This window comes from Vibrio hepatarius, assembly GCF_043642085.1.
In the GTDB taxonomy this organism is placed as follows: Bacteria; Pseudomonadota; Gammaproteobacteria; order Enterobacterales; family Vibrionaceae; genus Vibrio; species Vibrio hepatarius_C.
Genome location: NZ_JBHZSA010000008.1, coordinates 192,560 through 207,806 on the forward strand (window position 1 = coordinate 192,560; position 15,247 = coordinate 207,806).

Sequence of the window (15,247 nt, forward strand, 5' to 3'; positions counted from 1 at the left end):
TCGTAAAGAGTAATTATGTCTAGAACTATTATGGCCTTTGATTTTGGTACCAAGAGTATTGGCAGCGCTATTGGCCAAGAAATTACTGGCACCGCGTCACCACTCAAGGCATTCAAAGCCAATGATGGCATTCCAAACTGGGATGATATCGAAAAACAAATTAAAGAGTGGCAACCTGACTTAGTGGTGGTGGGATTACCAACCGACCTACATGGCCGCGATTTAGAAACCATTACCCCAAGAGCTAAAAAGTTTGCCAATCGACTTCATGGCCGCTTTGGCGTAGCGGTTGAGCTGCATGATGAGCGCCTATCAACTACCGAAGCGCGCGCAGACCTATTCGCCATGGGCGGCTACAAAGCACTGAGCAAAGGCAATGTCGACTGCCAATCAGCGGTAGTGATTCTTGAAAGCTGGTTTGAAGCCCAATACGGCGACTAGCGAGCAATAAAATTTAAAAAGGGGTGATGTGCAAACATCACCCCTTTTTTATTTCAATCAGTTAAAGCGTCATCCTCAAGAGTGATGAACGAACGAGTTGGGGATCTCTTACAGCGAGTAGAAAACTATTAAAGATTCCCTACTCGCGGCTGCGTCACTCTATGGAATGACACTACGGATTTATAAGACATACCCCAAACATAGCGAGTATGTTAGTCCATATCGATCTTAACGTTGGCCAAACTGCCACTACCAGAACTATCACCGCGCTGAGTTTTCAACATTAGGCGCAAATCATTGGCTGAATCTGCACTGTGCAACGCATCTTCTTCATTGATCTTTTCATCGACAACCAGCTGATACAAGGCTTGGTCAAAGGTCTGCATCCCCACTTGTTGTGACTTAGCCATGGTTGCTTTCAGCTCATGCAAATCACCACGACGGATCAAATCCGACACTCGGGGACTATTAAGCAGCACCTCAAACACGCCATGACGCCCTTGGCCATTTTTATCGCGAATCAATTGCTGGCCAATCACTCCACGCAAGTTCATCGACAAATCAAACAAGAACTGCTCTTTTTGCTCTTTTGGTACCAGATGCAAAATACGCTCTAGCGCTTGGTTGGCGTTGTTCGCGTGCAGTGTTGCCATACAAAGGTGACCAGTTTCAGCAAAGGTCATCGCATATTCCATGGTTTCGCGTGAACGGATTTCGCCAATCAAAATCATATCCGGCGCTTGGCGCAATGAGTTCTTTAACGCCACCTCATAGCTTTCGGTATCAAGCCCGACTTCTCGCTGAGTAACGATACAACGCTGATGTTCATGAACAAACTCAATCGGATCTTCAACCGTCAAGATATGCCCTGTACGGTGGGTATTTCGATAACCAGTCATTGCCGCCATAGTGGTCGACTTACCAGAGCCTGTCGCACCCACCACCAGCACTAGGCCACGCTTAGCTATCGAGAGGTCTTGCAGCACATCTGGCAACTTAAGCTCTTCGAAGGTCGGTATTTTGGTTTCAATACGACGAATCACTGCCCCAGGCATCTCGCGCTGATAGAAAGCAGATACCCTAAACCGGCCAAAGTGGCGCACGATCGCGAAGTTGGCTTCTTTACTGGTATGAAACTCATGCAGGCGATCATGATCCATCATAGTTTCAAGTAATGAAGTCACTACTGCACGTGAAAGCTTTTCACCATGCGCACGTAACTCACCATCGACACGATAAAGAATCGGCGCACCGACAGTGATATACAGATCAGAAGACTTCTGGTTGATCATCTCCTGCAAAAAAGCATCAATATCCATTGTTCAGCTCCAGCCCATTAGAACATCGACGTTTCAAGTTCGATTTTCTTTGCCACCTCAGCTTGGTCAACCAAACCTTGGGCAACCAACTGCTTGGCATTTTGCTCCATCGTCTGCATGCCATGAGCCGCACCGGTTTGAATCACCGAGGCCATCTGAGCTACTTTATCTTCACGGATTAGGTTACGAATCGCTGGTGTCGCCATCATGATCTCATGACACGCAACGCGGCCTCCGCCAATACGTTTTAATAGCTTTTGTGCGATGACCGAGCGTAGTGACTCGGAAAGCATCGAGCGAACCATCTCTTTATCGCTGCCAGGGAAAACATCAATAATACGGTCAATGGTTTTAGCAGCGCTGCTGGTGTGCAAGGTACCAAATACTAAGTGACCCGTTTCGGCTGCAGTCAGTGCTAAGCTAATAGTCTCTTGGTCACGTAACTCACCAACTAAGATCACGTCTGGATCTTCACGTAGTGCGCTACGCAGGGCATTCTTAAAACTGTGAGTATCGCGGTGAACTTCACGCTGGTTGATCAAGCATTTGTTATTATCATGGACAAACTCGATCGGATCTTCGATGGTCAAAATATGCTTGTTATGGTTACGGTTAATATGATCAACCATGGCCGCTAGTGTGGTCGATTTACCCGAACCTGTTGGACCCGTGACTAGCACTAATCCCTTTTCCATATCCGAGATGTTTTCAAAGATCTTTGGCGCAGATAATTGCTCTAAGGTTGGGATCTCTGTAGGGATAGTTCGAAACACCGCCGCACAGCCACGAGTTTGGTTAAAAGCATTAACACGAAAGCGACCAACGTTAGGTAGTTCAAATGAAAAATCGACTTCTAAGCGCTCTTCAAACTCACTGCGCTGTCCGTCATTCATAATTTCAAATACTAATTTATGCACATCAGCATGGCTAAACGCTGGGACACCAAGCTTTCTTACTTCACCATCAATCCTCACCATTGGAGATACTCCAGCAGAAAGATGTAGATCTGACGCATTATGCTTTACACTAAAATCCAGTAATTCAGCGATATCCATTTAAAATCCTTAAGTAAAATCGGCTATGACTAGTATTCAACAAAATATTGAACAGATCACCTCACAGATTGAGGCTGCACAACAAAAGTGTGGACGCAGTCGAGAGACAGTGCAACTTCTCGCAGTGAGTAAAACCAAGCCTAACGAAGCAATTCTCGAAGCGGCGCAAGCAGGACAACGCGCCTTCGGTGAAAACTATGTGCAAGAAGGTGCAAACAAAGTAGCACATTTTTCAGAACACCATCCAGAGCTAGATCTAGAGTGGCACTTTATCGGCCCGATTCAATCGAATAAATCTCGCCACGTCGCAGAGAATTTTGCTTGGGTGCACACCATTGACCGCGCTAAGATCGCACAGCGTCTTAATGATCAAAGGCCTACGGGAACCGATCCAATTCAAGTGCTAATGCAGGTCAACACCAGTGGCGAACATTCTAAGTCAGGGCTTAACGAGGATGAAATCTTTGAGCTTGCAGAGTTGATTTCTTCACTTCCAAACCTCACTTTAAGAGGATTGATGTCAATTCCTGCTAACGTTACTGACTACGCATCTCAACTCAGCGCCTTTACTCAACTGGCAGAGCTGAAAGAGAAATTAGCGCAACGTTATCCTGAGCAGAAAATTGATACCCTCTCTATGGGTATGAGTGGCGATATGGAAGCGGCAATTGAGGCAGGAAGTACTATGGTACGCATTGGCACTGCCATTTTTGGTGCACGTGATTACAGCAATAAAGCTTAAATCTTTAAAGGATCAAATAACCAATGGAACACAAGAAGATCGCCTTTATTGGCGCAGGCAACATGGTCAAGGCAATCGTATCGGGCTTGATTGCAGATGGGTATCCAGCATCGTTGATTACTGCAACCGCTCCGTCTGAGACCCGCCGTCTGCCTCTAGAGCAAGCCTATGGTATTCGTACTACTAGTGATAATACCCAAGCAGCACAAGACGCTGACGTGGTGGTATTGTCCGTCAAACCACAGATGATGGAAGAAGTATGTAAGCCTCTGCAAGCGATCGAATGGTGTGGAAAGTTGGTTATCTCTATCGCGGCTGGTATTCAAAGTGCTCGATTTGATCAAATGCTAAATAGCGAGCTTAATTTAGTACGAGTGATGCCAAATACCCCATCACAGCTTGGTCTGGGTATGAGTGGTCTTTACGCGCCGTCCCATATATCTGAACAAGATAAAACCTTTGCCGCCGAGCTAATGCAATCCTGTGGCAAGGTGTGCTGGGTAGAACAAGAATCTGGTATCAACAATATCATTGCAGCTGCTGGCAGCGCGCCTGCCTACTTCTTCCTGTTTATGGAAGCAATGCAAGCGGAAGCCATTGCACAAGGGTTCGATAAAGAGACCGCTCGACTGCTTGTCCAACAATCTGCACTGGGCGCGGCAAGCATGGTCACTGACAACCCTGATACAGAACTAGCAACCTTACGCGAGAACGTGACCTCTAAAGGCGGCACAACCGCAGAGGCGCTACGAACATTCAACGAACACCAACTTTCAGATATAGTAGCCAAAGCTATGCAAGCAGCGGTTTCGCGTGCTGAAGAGATGGAAAAATTATTTTAATGACTTTGAGCTGATGGCTCTACTATTAAGGGTAACCTATGAATTCAATGAGTTTTCTGATTTCCACCCTGTTTGATCTCTACATCATGGTGGTGATCTTACGTATTTGGTTGCAAGCTGCCCGCGCAGACTTCTACAACCCGTTTTCGCAATTTATTGTTAAAGCCACGCAGCCTGTAATTGCGCCATTGCGCCGCATTGTTCCTTCCGTAGGTGGTTTAGATTTAGCAACGGTTCTGTTTGCCTACGTGCTATGTGTATTGAAATTTGTCGCACTTATCTTGGTGGCTTCAAATGGTTCAGTAAGCTTTAGTGCTGATTTCCTATTCTTAGGTTTATTATCATTGGCCAAAGCGGCTGGTGGTCTACTATTCTGGGTTCTGCTTATTCGCGCTATCCTAAGCTGGGTTAGCCAAGGTCGTAGCCCAATCGAATACGTATTCCATCAACTAACTGAACCAATGCTGGCGCCAATTCGCCGTATCATTCCTGCGATGGGTGGCTTTGATTTAAGCGTGTTGGTGCTATTTATTGCATTGCAATTCGCTAACTTCTTAATGGGCGATCTGATCGGCCCGATTTGGTATCAACTATAATGTCACAAGCAGCTTGGTTTGATGGCGAGGATCTACTGCTTAGACTCTACATTCAACCAAAAGCCAGCCGTGATAAAATTGTTGGCCAACATGGTGAGGAGTTGAAAATTGCCATTACCGCTCCTCCTGTTGATGGCAAAGCCAATGCACATTTAAGTAAGTATCTCGCCAAGCAATTTAAAGTGGCGAAGGGATTAATAACCATAGAAAAAGGCGAACTCGGACGGCATAAACAGGTTCGTATCCAATCGCCAGTGCAAATCCCACAAGAAATTAAAGCCATCATTTGATGGCTTTTTGTTTAAATCCAAATAGTAAAAACATCAGGACGCACAATGAAAAAATGGATCACTCTACTACTGGTAAGCCTATTCGCGGCTCCTAGCTTTGCTGGGCAATTTAAGAACATTAAAGATGTTGAAGTCCACTACTCGGCTTTCAACTCAACCTTTCTTACTCCACAGGTAGCACGTAGTTATAAACTTAAGCGTAACGGCTACTCGGCAATTTTGAATATCAGTGTGCTAGACAACTCTCAAGCGGGTAAACCTGCCATCACTGCACTGCTTTCAGGTCATAGTAAAAACCTGATTGGCCAAATGCGCGAACTGACGTTCAAAGAAGTGAAAGAAGGCGATGCAATCTACTATCTTGCAGAGTTTCCAATCTCAGAAGAGGAGCGGTTAACGTTCAATATTGATGTTAACGCTGGAATTAAAGGCACAGGCGCATTAAAGTTCAGCCAGAAATTTTATGTCGAAGAGTAATTGGGTTGTGATGATCTAAACGCTTTTTGACACCCTAAGACCAAAACCTATAAAAAGGGAGAGCGGCTAGCTCTCCTTTGCTGTAACAAAAGAGGCCAATATGCAAAAGATAGTGCTAGCAACAGGTAACCAAGGCAAAGTTCGTGAAATGGCAGACCTGTTGTCTGATTTTGGCTTCGACGTTGTGGCTCAGAGCGAGTTCAACGTATCAGAAGTCGCTGAAACAGGGACCACATTTATTGAAAATGCCATCATCAAGGCACGTCACGCTGCAAAAGAAACTGGCCTTGCTGCTATTGCGGACGATTCAGGTCTTGAAGTCGATGCATTGAAAGGCGCTCCTGGTATCTATTCAGCGCGTTACGCTGGCGAAGGCGCAACAGACCAACAGAACCTTGAAAAGCTGCTTGAAGCGATGAAAGAGGTTCCAGAAGCTGAGCGTACAGCTCGCTTCCACTGTGTACTTGTACTTATGCGCCACGAGAACGACCCAACACCGATTGTTTGTCACGGTAAGTGGGAAGGCCGCATTCTAACTGAGGCACACGGCGAAAATGGCTTTGGCTACGACCCTATCTTCTTTGTACCTGAAGATAACTGCGCATCAGCAGAGCTAGAGCCAGCACGTAAGAAGCAACTTTCTCACCGTGGTAAAGCACTTAAGACACTGTTTGCAACGCTTTCTGAGCAACCTTTGTAATTGTAATGAATCAACTAATTCCACCAGCGTTAAGCCTTTATGTACACATCCCATGGTGTGTACAAAAATGCCCTTACTGCGACTTTAACTCTCACGCCCTAAAAGCGGAGATCCCTGAGCAAGAATATATTGCTGCGCTGCTGCAAGATCTTGAAGCGGATATCGAGCGTTATCAGCTCAACACTAACCCACGCTTACTGCATTCAATTTTTATTGGCGGCGGAACGCCAAGCTTAATCTCAGCCGAAGGTATTGCTAACTTGCTAGCTGGGATTGAAGCAAAGCTGCCGTTTAAGCCAGATATTGAAATCACCATGGAAGCTAACCCTGGCACCATTGAAGCTGAACGTTTTGCTGGTTATCACAAAGCTGGGGTAACGCGAATTTCAGTTGGGGTACAAAGCTTTGAGCAACAAAAGCTTGAAAGGTTAGGCCGTATCCATGGTCAAGATGAGGCGGTTAACGCGGCTAAGCTTGCGCATAAAATTGGCCTCAAGAGTTTTAATCTCGATCTCATGCATGGCTTACCAGATCAGTCCGTTGATCAAGCCCTAGCGGATCTTGAGAAGGCGATCGAGCTCGATCCTCCTCATCTCTCATGGTACCAATTGACGATCGAACCCAACACCATGTTCTACTACAAGCAGCCGACTCTGCCAGATGATGATGACTTGTGGGATATCTTCGAACTTGGACACAAGAAACTTGCGCAAGCTGGTTACGTGCAATACGAAATCTCTGGTTACAGCAAACCGGGTTATCAATGCCAACACAACCTCAACTATTGGCGCTTCGGCGACTATCTAGGTATTGGCTGTGGTTCACATGGCAAACTCAGCTTTAGTGATGGGCGCATCATCCGAACCACTAAGATCAAGCACCCGAAAGGCTACCTCGCGGCTTACGATAATATGGTCAAACCGTATTTAAACAGTGAAGAACAAGTTGCTGATGAAGACCGTCCTTTCGAATTCTTTATGAACCGCTTCCGCCTTATCGAAGCATGTCCTAAGCAGGACTTTCTTGATACTACAGGGCTTGGTTTTGAGGCGATTCAAGAGACGATTGATTGGTCTATTGAAATGGGCTATATCGATGAAAGTGATACCCACTGGCAAATCACCGAGAAAGGTAAACTGTTCCTCAATGACTTGTTAGAAGCCTTTATGGCCGAAGAGTAAAAATCAAAAACTAAAAAGGGTTGATGTGGAAGCATCAACCCTTTGTTTTAAAGTCATCCCCGAGAGCGAGAGACGAGTAAATTGGGGATCTCTTCAAGCGAGTCGAATGCTAATTGAGATTCCCTACTCCTTCTTTCGTCAGCCTATGGAATGACAAATACGCTCTAATGCACTAAAAAATCGAACGACCAATACGCTCGGCAAGTAGCTCTAGTGCCTTTGTTCCTGCTAGCGAGTTACCTGAAGGGTCTAGCTCGGGTGACCACACCGCGATTGTCATCTCACCCGGTACCACAGCCATAATGCCACCACCAACGCCCGATTTGCCCGGCATACCGACGCGATAGGCAAACTCACCTGCACCATCATACAAACCACAAGTCGCTAATAACGCATTTAACTGCTTAGTTTGAGTTGGTGTAATAACGGTTTTTTCAGTCTGTACTGAAGTACCTTTATTAGCCAAATAACTGAAAGTTTTCGCCAAATCGACACAACTCATTTTAAGCGCACAGGCATGGAAGTAGTTATTCAGTACTGGAATAACATCATTCTCGAAATTGCCAAATGAACGCATTAGATAAGCAATGGCAGCGTTACGGTCACTGTGCATCATCTCTGAAGCAGCAACGATCTTGTCATAGCAAATGTGCGTATCGCCTGATAGCTGACGAACAAACTCTAGCAAACGCTGACGCGGCGCGGATAAACGGCTATTGAGCAGATCAGCCACCACAATTGCTCCAGCATTGATAAATGGATTACGCGGAATGCCCTGCTCCATTTCCAACTGAATAAGCGAGTTAAATGCTTGGCCTGATGGTTCTTTACCGACGCGCGCCCAGATCTCTTCCGGCTTATACAGACACATCGCTAAGGTTAAGCTCAGCGCCTTGGAAATCGACTGAATAGAAAAAGGCTCGTCTGCATCACCCGCTTTAATCACTTCCCCTTGGTTAGTAAAAACCGCCAGCCCCAACTTAGATGCCGGCACTTTTGCTAACGCAGGAATATAATCAGCCACCTTACCTTGACCAATTAATGGGCGAACCTCTTCGAGAATCTCATTTAAAATTTCTTGTGTCGGTTTCATCAGCAACCTTAAAAATCAATCAGTTATTATTATTTTGTTGTAGGGTCAAAAAAGCCAACACATCAATGTTGGCTTTAATAATCTCTTTAGCTTGTTGCTATTGGTACTAGCAACTAAGGATTAAGCAATCACGGTTATTTTACGCGCTTGTACTTAATATCCCAAACGCCGTGACCTAAACGGTGACCACGTGCTTCAAATTTTGTTAGCGGGCGCTCATCTGGACGAGGAATGTAATCACCGTCTTCTGCGATGTTTTCAAAACCTGGTGCTTCGTTCATCACTTCGATCATGTGCTCTGCGTAGTTTTCCCAGTCAGTCGCCATGTGGAAAATGCCTTCACCGTCAATCAGCTTCTGACGTACCATTTCTGCGAAATCTAGCTGAACGATACGACGCTTGTGGTGACGCTTCTTATGCCATGGGTCTGGGAAGAACAGTTGCAGCGTAGCAAGGCTGCTATCTGGAATCATGTGTTCAAACACTTCCACCGCATCGTGACACATCACACGTAGGTTAGTGATACCTGCTTCACGAGCATCTGATAGACACGCACCTACGCCTGGGCTGTGTACTTCAATACCGATGAAGTTTTTTTCTGGAGCATTCTTCGCCATTTCAACCAACGAAGCACCCATACCAAAACCAATTTCTAGAACAACAGGATTGTCGTTACCAAACACTTCTTTCCAATCTAGAAGCGTATCTTGGTAATCAATACCCATTGTTGGCCAACACTCATTCATCGCATTTTCTTGACCTTTGGTCAAACGACCTTCGCGGCGAACAAAGCTGCGAATTTTGCGTATCAGTTTACCGTCTTCGTTGTACTCGTTAGTGGTCACTTCACTCATGATTTTGCCTGTTTAAAAATTGGTCTCGACTCAAAGGGATTGTGATTATCCAAAGAATTGCCACAGGTGCAAGTTTTTTAGCTAATTCGGCCATCATCTCTGACGGAAACTATACCCTTACTGTTTATCGGTTGTACTTTACCCATAAACTATGGTGCAATTTTGTTAGATTAGATAACAATTATACAAGAGCAAGTCGTGACTCCTTTCGCCAGCGCCATCTTAGAGTGGTATGAAAACTATGGCCGTAAAAGCCTACCTTGGCAGCAAGATAAAACCGCATATAGCGTTTGGCTGTCAGAAATCATGTTGCAACAAACTCAAGTCGCGACAGTTATTCCCTACTATCAACGCTTCTTAGAGCGCTTTCCGACTGTGATTGACTTGGCCAATGCTGAGCAAGATGAAGTCTTACATTTATGGACAGGGCTTGGTTACTACGCCCGTGCACGAAACCTACACAAAGCCGCTAAAGTGGTTGCTGAACAATATAATGGCGAGTTTCCGCTTAATATCGAAGAGATGAATGCCCTACCGGGTATTGGCCGTTCTACCGCTGCTGCGATTTTATCTTCGGTGTATAAGCAACCGCATGCGATTTTAGACGGCAACGTTAAACGTACCTTAGCACGCAGCTTTGCCGTCGAAGGTTGGCCGGGACAGAAAAAAGTTGAGAACCAACTGTGGCAATTTGCTGAAGAGCACACGCCGGCAGTTGATGTCGACAAATACAACCAAGCGATGATGGATATGGGCGCTATGGTTTGTACTCGCAACAAACCCAAATGTACTCTGTGCCCAGTTGAGTCATTTTGTGTCGCCAATAAGCAAGGTAGTCAACTCGACTACCCGGGCAAAAAGCCAAAGAAAGAAAAGCCAGTTAAAGAAGCTTGGTTTGTCATGCTGCACCATGACGGCAAAGTATGGCTTGAACAACGTCCACAATCTGGCATTTGGGGCGGTCTATTCTGTTTCCCAGAAAATAGTGACGCTGACGTTGCTCATCAAATTGATATCCGTGGCGTGTCAGAGGTAGATATCAATGCTCAAACGCAATTGATCGCTTTTCGTCATACCTTTAGCCATTACCACCTCGATATCACGCCAATTTTGGTAGACCTATCAAAGCAACCTAACGTGATTATGGAAGCGGGCAAAGGTCTTTGGTATAACTTATCGCAACCTGAAGAGATCGGTTTAGCCGCACCAGTCAAACAATTGCTGGAAAGCCTACCGTTCGAACTTCAAAACTAATATTTAAAGGAGTCGTTATGAGCCGCACTGTATTTTGTGCTCGACTACAAAAAGAAGCTGATGGCCTAGACTTTCAGCTTTACCCAGGTGAGCTGGGTAAACGTATCTTTGACAACATATCAAAAGAAGCATGGGCGATGTGGCAGCACAAACAGACTATGCTGATCAATGAAAAGAAATTGAATATGATGGATCCTGAGCATCGTAAGTTGATCGAAACTGAAATGGTTAACTTCCTATTTGAAGGTAAAGAAGTTCATATCGAAGGTTACACTCCACCAAGCGAATAGTCGCAAGCAGAGTTGAAATTGAAAAGAAATGACATCATTGTCCGCAGTGATGTCATTTTTTTAGGAGCATTATGAAGAAGTTAGCGTATTTTCTGATCGCATTATCACTAACGGGCTGTAGTCGTGAATTTGTAGAAAGTTTCTATGATGTCAACTACGAGCCAACGAACCGCTTTGCGAAAAACCTAGCTCAACTACCCGGTCAGTTTGAAAAAGATACCGGCGCATTAGACGCCTTAATCAATAGCTTCTCAGGCAACATCGAAAAACGCTGGGGACGCAGTGAAATCAAGTTTGCGGGCAAAAACAACTACGTAAAATACATCGATAACTACTTAAGTCGCTCTGAAGTTAACTTTGATAAAGGCTTAATTACTATCGAAACAGTTTCACCAACTGATCCTAAGCAGCATCTTAAAAACGCCATTATCACCACTCTGCTAACCCCTGACGATCCGGCTAATGTCGATCTTTTCTCTTCCAAAGAGATCGTACTTGAAGGCCAACCTTTTCTTTATCGTCAGGTTGTTGACCAAGATAAAAAACCAATCCAGTGGTCTTGGCGCGCCAACCGTTTTGCCGACTACTTGATTGCCAACAAGCTTAAGGTCAAAGATGTCGACTTTAAGAAAGCCTACTACGTTGAAATACCAATGGTTGAAGATCAGTTTGAGATCCGCAGCTACAAGTATGCAGAGATAGTTCAACGCGCTTCACGCAAATATGACATCCCTGAAGACCTGATTTACGCCATCATCAAAACAGAAAGTAGCTTCAACCCTTATGCGGTGAGCTGGGCAAATGCCTATGGCTTGATGCAAGTTGTACCTAAAACCGCTGGTAAAGATGTATTTAAACTCGTGAAGAAGAAATCAGGGCAACCGACGCCTGAGTACCTATTCAACCCAGAAAACAATATTGATACCGGTACCGCCTATTTCTACATCTTAAAAAATCGCTATTTGAAAGATGTTAACCATCCACTGTCGCTTGAGTACAGTATGATTTCTGCCTACAACGGTGGCACTGGTGGTGTTTTGAACACCTTTAACCGTAATGACCGAAAACGAGCGATGCGCGACTTAAATTCTTTACAGCCAAATCAAGTTTATTGGGCGCTCACTAAAAAGCATCCAAATGCTGAAGCGCGTCGCTATCTAGAAAAAGTTACTAAATTCAAAAAAGATTTTAACTCTGGTAAAACATAATTAGTCAAAACGACTAAATAATCGACACTTAAGCACTTTTTTGATTTTTTTTCTAAAAACATGTTGACGGCAAGACCGAAAATCCGTTTAATAGCGCTCCGTTGCCCGGATAGCTCAGTCGGTAGAGCAGAGGATTGAAAATCCTCGTGTCGGTGGTTCGATTCCGCCTCCGGGCACCACAATTTGATTGTTGGTGTCTTAGACGTCAACAGAGATGCAAAGTAATTTGCAGCAAAAAGAATACAGTGTGCCGACTTAGCTCAGTAGGTAGAGCAACTGACTTGTAATCAGTAGGTCACCAGTTCGACTCCGGTAGTCGGCACCATTCTTTTGCCTCGATAGCTCAGTCGGTAGAGCAGAGGATTGAAAATCCTCGTGTCGGTGGTTCGATTCCGCCTCGAGGCACCATATTTGGTGCGCTTACCTAATTTTGAAAAAATTGGTAAGACACAAACAGAATAGTTCCTCCTTAGCTCAGTTGGTAGAGCGACGGACTGTTAATCCGCAGGTCGCTGGTTCGAGCCCAGCAGGAGGAGCCACTTTAAGAAGCCAAGTCGAAAGACTTGGCTTTTTTCATTTCTGCTTTCCTAAAGTTCCTAGTCTCTTTTACAAGCTTCCCTTACATTCACCGCTTTCTATGCTTAGTGACACTTACACTGAATCAAATATCGATATTGCTATGCGCTACCTTGCTTAAAAAGAACTTATTTCACTCCAAAAATTTAATCCAAATCATAGTTTAACGCCTGTCTCCTATTCGCTTTTCATGAACTACAATAAGATGACAGGCATGTTACAGATCGATATGTAACTGCAATAAATATAAGAATGACTTATTTGTGAGCTAATTTTATGAAACTAAAGACACAAGCTTATTTATTATCGGGAATTATCCTAATAGCTTTGCTTGCTTTAACTGCTACAGGTTTATGGACACTACGTGTAGCCAGCAACTTGGATAACAAGGCACGTGTAACTGAGCTATTCAATAGTGCCTACAGCATCCTAACCGAAGTTGAAAAGATGTCGGTTGAAGGAACACTGGGAGAAGATGAAGCCAAAGCACTGGCAACTCGATTGCTACGTAACAATATCTACAAAGATAATGAATACGTTTATGTCGCTGATGAGAACATGACCTTCATTGCGACCCCACTAGATCCTCAGCTACATGGCACCAGCTTTAATGACTTTAAAGATGGCGATGGCAACAGTGTCGGTCAATTGATTCTGAATGTATTAGGTCAGCGTACTGGCCAAATCGTCGAATACACTTGGACACAGAAACAAGCTGACGGCTCAATTGAAGAAAAACTCTCGATTGCAGAAAGAACACCTCACTGGGGTTGGGTTGTGGGTACTGGTATCGGCTTCAACGAAGTTAATGCACGTTTCTGGTCAACAGCTCAATGGCAGCTTGTACTTTGTTTAGCGATTGCCGGGGCAATTCTAGCGGCGCTGATCATCTCTATTCGTCGTATGTTGGCGCTACTTGGTGGTGAACCACAAGACGTACGTAAAGCGGTGCAAGATGTGGCAAATGGCCATATTCAAAGCTCTTTCAGTGAGCAAGCTCCTAGCGGCAGTATCTACGAAGCTGTGCAGCAGATGAGTCAATCCCTTGCTCAGCTTGTCGGAAATTTAGATAACTCAATGCACGCCCTACGTAACGAATTAGGTAACGTGGAAGGCCGAGCGGCATCAATTGCAGATCTAACCGGCTCACAACAGCAATCGACAGCAATGATCGCAACGGCAATGACAGAGATGGCTTCCTCTGCAAATAATGTCGCAGACTCAGCTAGCGACACGGCACGTAATACCGAAGAAGCGGATAAACAAAGTCAACATACCCAACAGCTGATTCATAATACCGTCGACAACATTCAAGGCCTTGCGTCTCAACTAGGAACCGCTAGCCAAGCCGTGGCGGACCTTGATAGTGACGTCAATAACATTGTAAAAGTACTTGATGTAATCGGTGATATTGCTGAACAAACCAATTTATTGGCACTAAACGCCGCTATCGAAGCTGCACGCGCTGGTGAGCAAGGTCGTGGTTTTGCTGTGGTCGCAGATGAAGTTCGTAACCTAGCGGGTCGAACTCAAGATAGCACCAAAGAGATCCAGCAAATGATCACCAATCTGCAAGAAGGCTCTCGTAATGCGATTCAAACCATGGAAGTGTGTGCCGAAACCAGTCAAAGCACGGTAGAAGAGTCACAAAATGCCTCTGAAGCGCTGCAGCAAATTGTTGTGGCCCTAGAATCAATTACGCAAATGAGTCATCAAATCGCGACCGCTGCTGCAGAACAAACCCAAGTCAGCGATGATATCTCTCAGCGTATTAACATGATTGAAGAGAGTGGCAATCAGTTAAGTAGTGTCGTTACTGAGAGTCATAACAGCACCCAGAGTCTGACTCAGCTTTCAAATGAGCTAGAAAACTGGGTAAGCAAGTTTACTGTTAAACACTAATCGAACTCAGACTAGTAAAAGCACGCCTCTTTGCGTGCTTTTTTATTGTCTTGGCTAGAGTATTACGCCTTTTCTATCCCATATCCCCTGTTGCCCTCTATACATTTCTTACTCAAAATGGATAAAAACAGCCCATTAAGTATAGAAAAACAACAAACGATATTTTTTTTGCATTTTAATGTTGACCTAAAGAACGAAAAGCCTTTTAATACACCTCGTCGCCCGGATAGCTCAGTCGGTAGAGCAGAGGATTGAAAATCCTCGTGTCGGTGGTTCGATTCCGCCTCCGGGCACCACAATTTATTTGTTGGTGTCTGAATTAGACAACAACATGAAAAGAAATAAAGTGCGCCGACTTAGCTCAGTAGGTAGAGCAACTGACTTGTAATCAGTAGGTCACCAGTTCGATTCCGGTAGTCGGCACCAT

General features: G+C 44.9%; 16 protein-coding genes and 6 tRNA genes. 18 read left to right on the top strand and 4 right to left on the bottom strand.

Translation table 11 applies throughout. From position 1 onward, the window contains the following. The first annotated feature begins 15 nt into the window (after nt 1–15). Entirely contained in the window at nt 16–441 is a 426-nt protein-coding gene (ruvX, locus tag ACHUFZ_RS16100) for a Holliday junction resolvase RuvX (protein ID WP_004409869.1), read from the top strand. A gap of 212 nt (nt 442–653) precedes the next feature. On the opposite strand, the gene ACHUFZ_RS16105 is transcribed toward ruvX, so the two are convergent. Together ACHUFZ_RS16105 and ACHUFZ_RS16110 are read right to left on the bottom strand one after the other, a co-directional pair. Then, on the bottom strand, nt 654–1,760 hold the full coding sequence (locus ACHUFZ_RS16105) for a PilT/PilU family type 4a pilus ATPase (protein WP_394127936.1): 1,107 nt from the start codon (nt 1,758–1,760) through the stop codon (nt 654–656). A 17-nt stretch (nt 1,761–1,777) separates the two neighbouring features. Continuing rightward, nucleotides 1,778–2,815, bottom strand: coding sequence for a type IV pilus twitching motility protein PilT (locus ACHUFZ_RS16110; RefSeq protein WP_394127937.1), 1,038 nt, complete (start codon nt 2,813–2,815; stop codon nt 1,778–1,780). Between the two features lie 25 nt (nt 2,816–2,840). On the opposite strand from ACHUFZ_RS16110, the gene ACHUFZ_RS16115 reads away from it, so the two are divergent. From ACHUFZ_RS16115 to hemW, 7 genes are all read left to right on the top strand, one after another. Further along, the gene (locus ACHUFZ_RS16115) at nt 2,841–3,557 is read left to right on the top strand and encodes a YggS family pyridoxal phosphate-dependent enzyme (protein WP_394127938.1); all 717 of its coding nucleotides are present in this window, start codon (nt 2,841–2,843) and stop codon (nt 3,555–3,557) included. Between the two features lie 23 nt (nt 3,558–3,580). Beyond that, nucleotides 3,581–4,399 carry a pyrroline-5-carboxylate reductase gene (proC, locus tag ACHUFZ_RS16120; RefSeq protein WP_394127939.1) on the top strand — a complete coding sequence of 273 codons (819 nt, stop codon included), beginning with the start codon at nt 3,581–3,583 and terminating at the stop codon, nt 4,397–4,399. Between the two features lie 38 nt (nt 4,400–4,437). Continuing rightward, complete coding sequence (locus ACHUFZ_RS16125) at nt 4,438–4,995, top strand: YggT family protein (RefSeq protein WP_134835625.1); 558 nt, start codon at nt 4,438–4,440, stop codon at nt 4,993–4,995. After that, on the top strand, nt 4,995–5,285 hold the full coding sequence (yggU, locus tag ACHUFZ_RS16130; RefSeq protein WP_004409859.1) for a DUF167 family protein YggU: 291 nt from the start codon (nt 4,995–4,997) through the stop codon (nt 5,283–5,285). The genes ACHUFZ_RS16125 and yggU overlap by 1 nt, the downstream gene beginning before the upstream one ends. 45 nt (nt 5,286–5,330) lie before the next feature. Next, nucleotides 5,331–5,762, top strand: a complete 432-nt coding sequence (locus ACHUFZ_RS16135; protein WP_394127940.1) for a DUF4426 domain-containing protein — start codon at nt 5,331–5,333, stop codon at nt 5,760–5,762. 100 nt (nt 5,763–5,862) lie between these two features. After that, nucleotides 5,863–6,462, top strand: coding sequence for an XTP/dITP diphosphatase (locus ACHUFZ_RS16140; RefSeq protein ID WP_394127941.1), 600 nt, complete (start codon nt 5,863–5,865; stop codon nt 6,460–6,462). A 5-nt stretch (nt 6,463–6,467) separates the two neighbouring features. Beyond that, nucleotides 6,468–7,643, top strand: coding sequence for a radical SAM family heme chaperone HemW (gene hemW, locus ACHUFZ_RS16145; RefSeq protein ID WP_394127942.1), 1,176 nt, complete (start codon nt 6,468–6,470; stop codon nt 7,641–7,643). Between the two features lie 172 nt (nt 7,644–7,815). Here hemW and glsB read toward each other — a convergent pair whose 3' ends face one another. Then, nucleotides 7,816–8,736, bottom strand: coding sequence for a glutaminase B (gene glsB, locus ACHUFZ_RS16150; RefSeq protein ID WP_053441046.1), 921 nt, complete (start codon nt 8,734–8,736; stop codon nt 7,816–7,818). A gap of 134 nt (nt 8,737–8,870) precedes the next feature. After that, complete coding sequence (gene trmB, locus ACHUFZ_RS16155) at nt 8,871–9,590, bottom strand: tRNA (guanosine(46)-N7)-methyltransferase TrmB (protein WP_394127943.1); 720 nt, start codon at nt 9,588–9,590, stop codon at nt 8,871–8,873. Between the two features lie 198 nt (nt 9,591–9,788). On the opposite strand from trmB, the gene mutY reads away from it, so the two are divergent. From mutY to ACHUFZ_RS16205, 10 genes are all read left to right on the top strand, one after another. Beyond that, nucleotides 9,789–10,844 (top strand): A/G-specific adenine glycosylase, encoded by a 1,056-nt coding sequence (gene mutY / locus ACHUFZ_RS16160; protein ID WP_394127944.1) that lies wholly within the window; start codon nt 9,789–9,791, stop codon nt 10,842–10,844. Nucleotides 10,845–10,861: 17 nt separating this feature from the next. Further along, the gene (locus ACHUFZ_RS16165; protein ID WP_053441043.1) at nt 10,862–11,134 is read left to right on the top strand and encodes an oxidative damage protection protein; all 273 of its coding nucleotides are present in this window, start codon (nt 10,862–10,864) and stop codon (nt 11,132–11,134) included. Nucleotides 11,135–11,205: 71 nt separating this feature from the next. After that, nucleotides 11,206–12,342 carry a membrane-bound lytic murein transglycosylase MltC gene (gene mltC, locus ACHUFZ_RS16170; RefSeq protein WP_394127945.1) on the top strand — a complete coding sequence of 379 codons (1,137 nt, stop codon included), beginning with the start codon at nt 11,206–11,208 and terminating at the stop codon, nt 12,340–12,342. A 103-nt stretch (nt 12,343–12,445) separates the two neighbouring features. Continuing rightward, nucleotides 12,446–12,521, top strand: a tRNA-Phe gene (locus ACHUFZ_RS16175). A gap of 70 nt (nt 12,522–12,591) precedes the next feature. Continuing rightward, a tRNA-Thr gene (locus ACHUFZ_RS16180) sits at nt 12,592–12,667 on the top strand. Nucleotides 12,668–12,674: 7 nt separating this feature from the next. Further along, nucleotides 12,675–12,750: transfer RNA gene (locus tag ACHUFZ_RS16185), tRNA-Phe, on the top strand. Between the two features lie 55 nt (nt 12,751–12,805). Continuing rightward, a tRNA-Asn gene (locus tag ACHUFZ_RS16190) sits at nt 12,806–12,881 on the top strand. A 313-nt stretch (nt 12,882–13,194) separates the two neighbouring features. Beyond that, the gene (locus ACHUFZ_RS16195) at nt 13,195–14,820 is read left to right on the top strand and encodes a methyl-accepting chemotaxis protein (RefSeq protein ID WP_394127946.1); all 1,626 of its coding nucleotides are present in this window, start codon (nt 13,195–13,197) and stop codon (nt 14,818–14,820) included. 220 nt (nt 14,821–15,040) lie between these two features. After that, nucleotides 15,041–15,116 (top strand) — tRNA-Phe (locus tag ACHUFZ_RS16200). A gap of 54 nt (nt 15,117–15,170) precedes the next feature. Then, a tRNA-Thr gene (locus ACHUFZ_RS16205) sits at nt 15,171–15,246 on the top strand. Nucleotide 15,247: the final 1 nt, after the last annotated feature.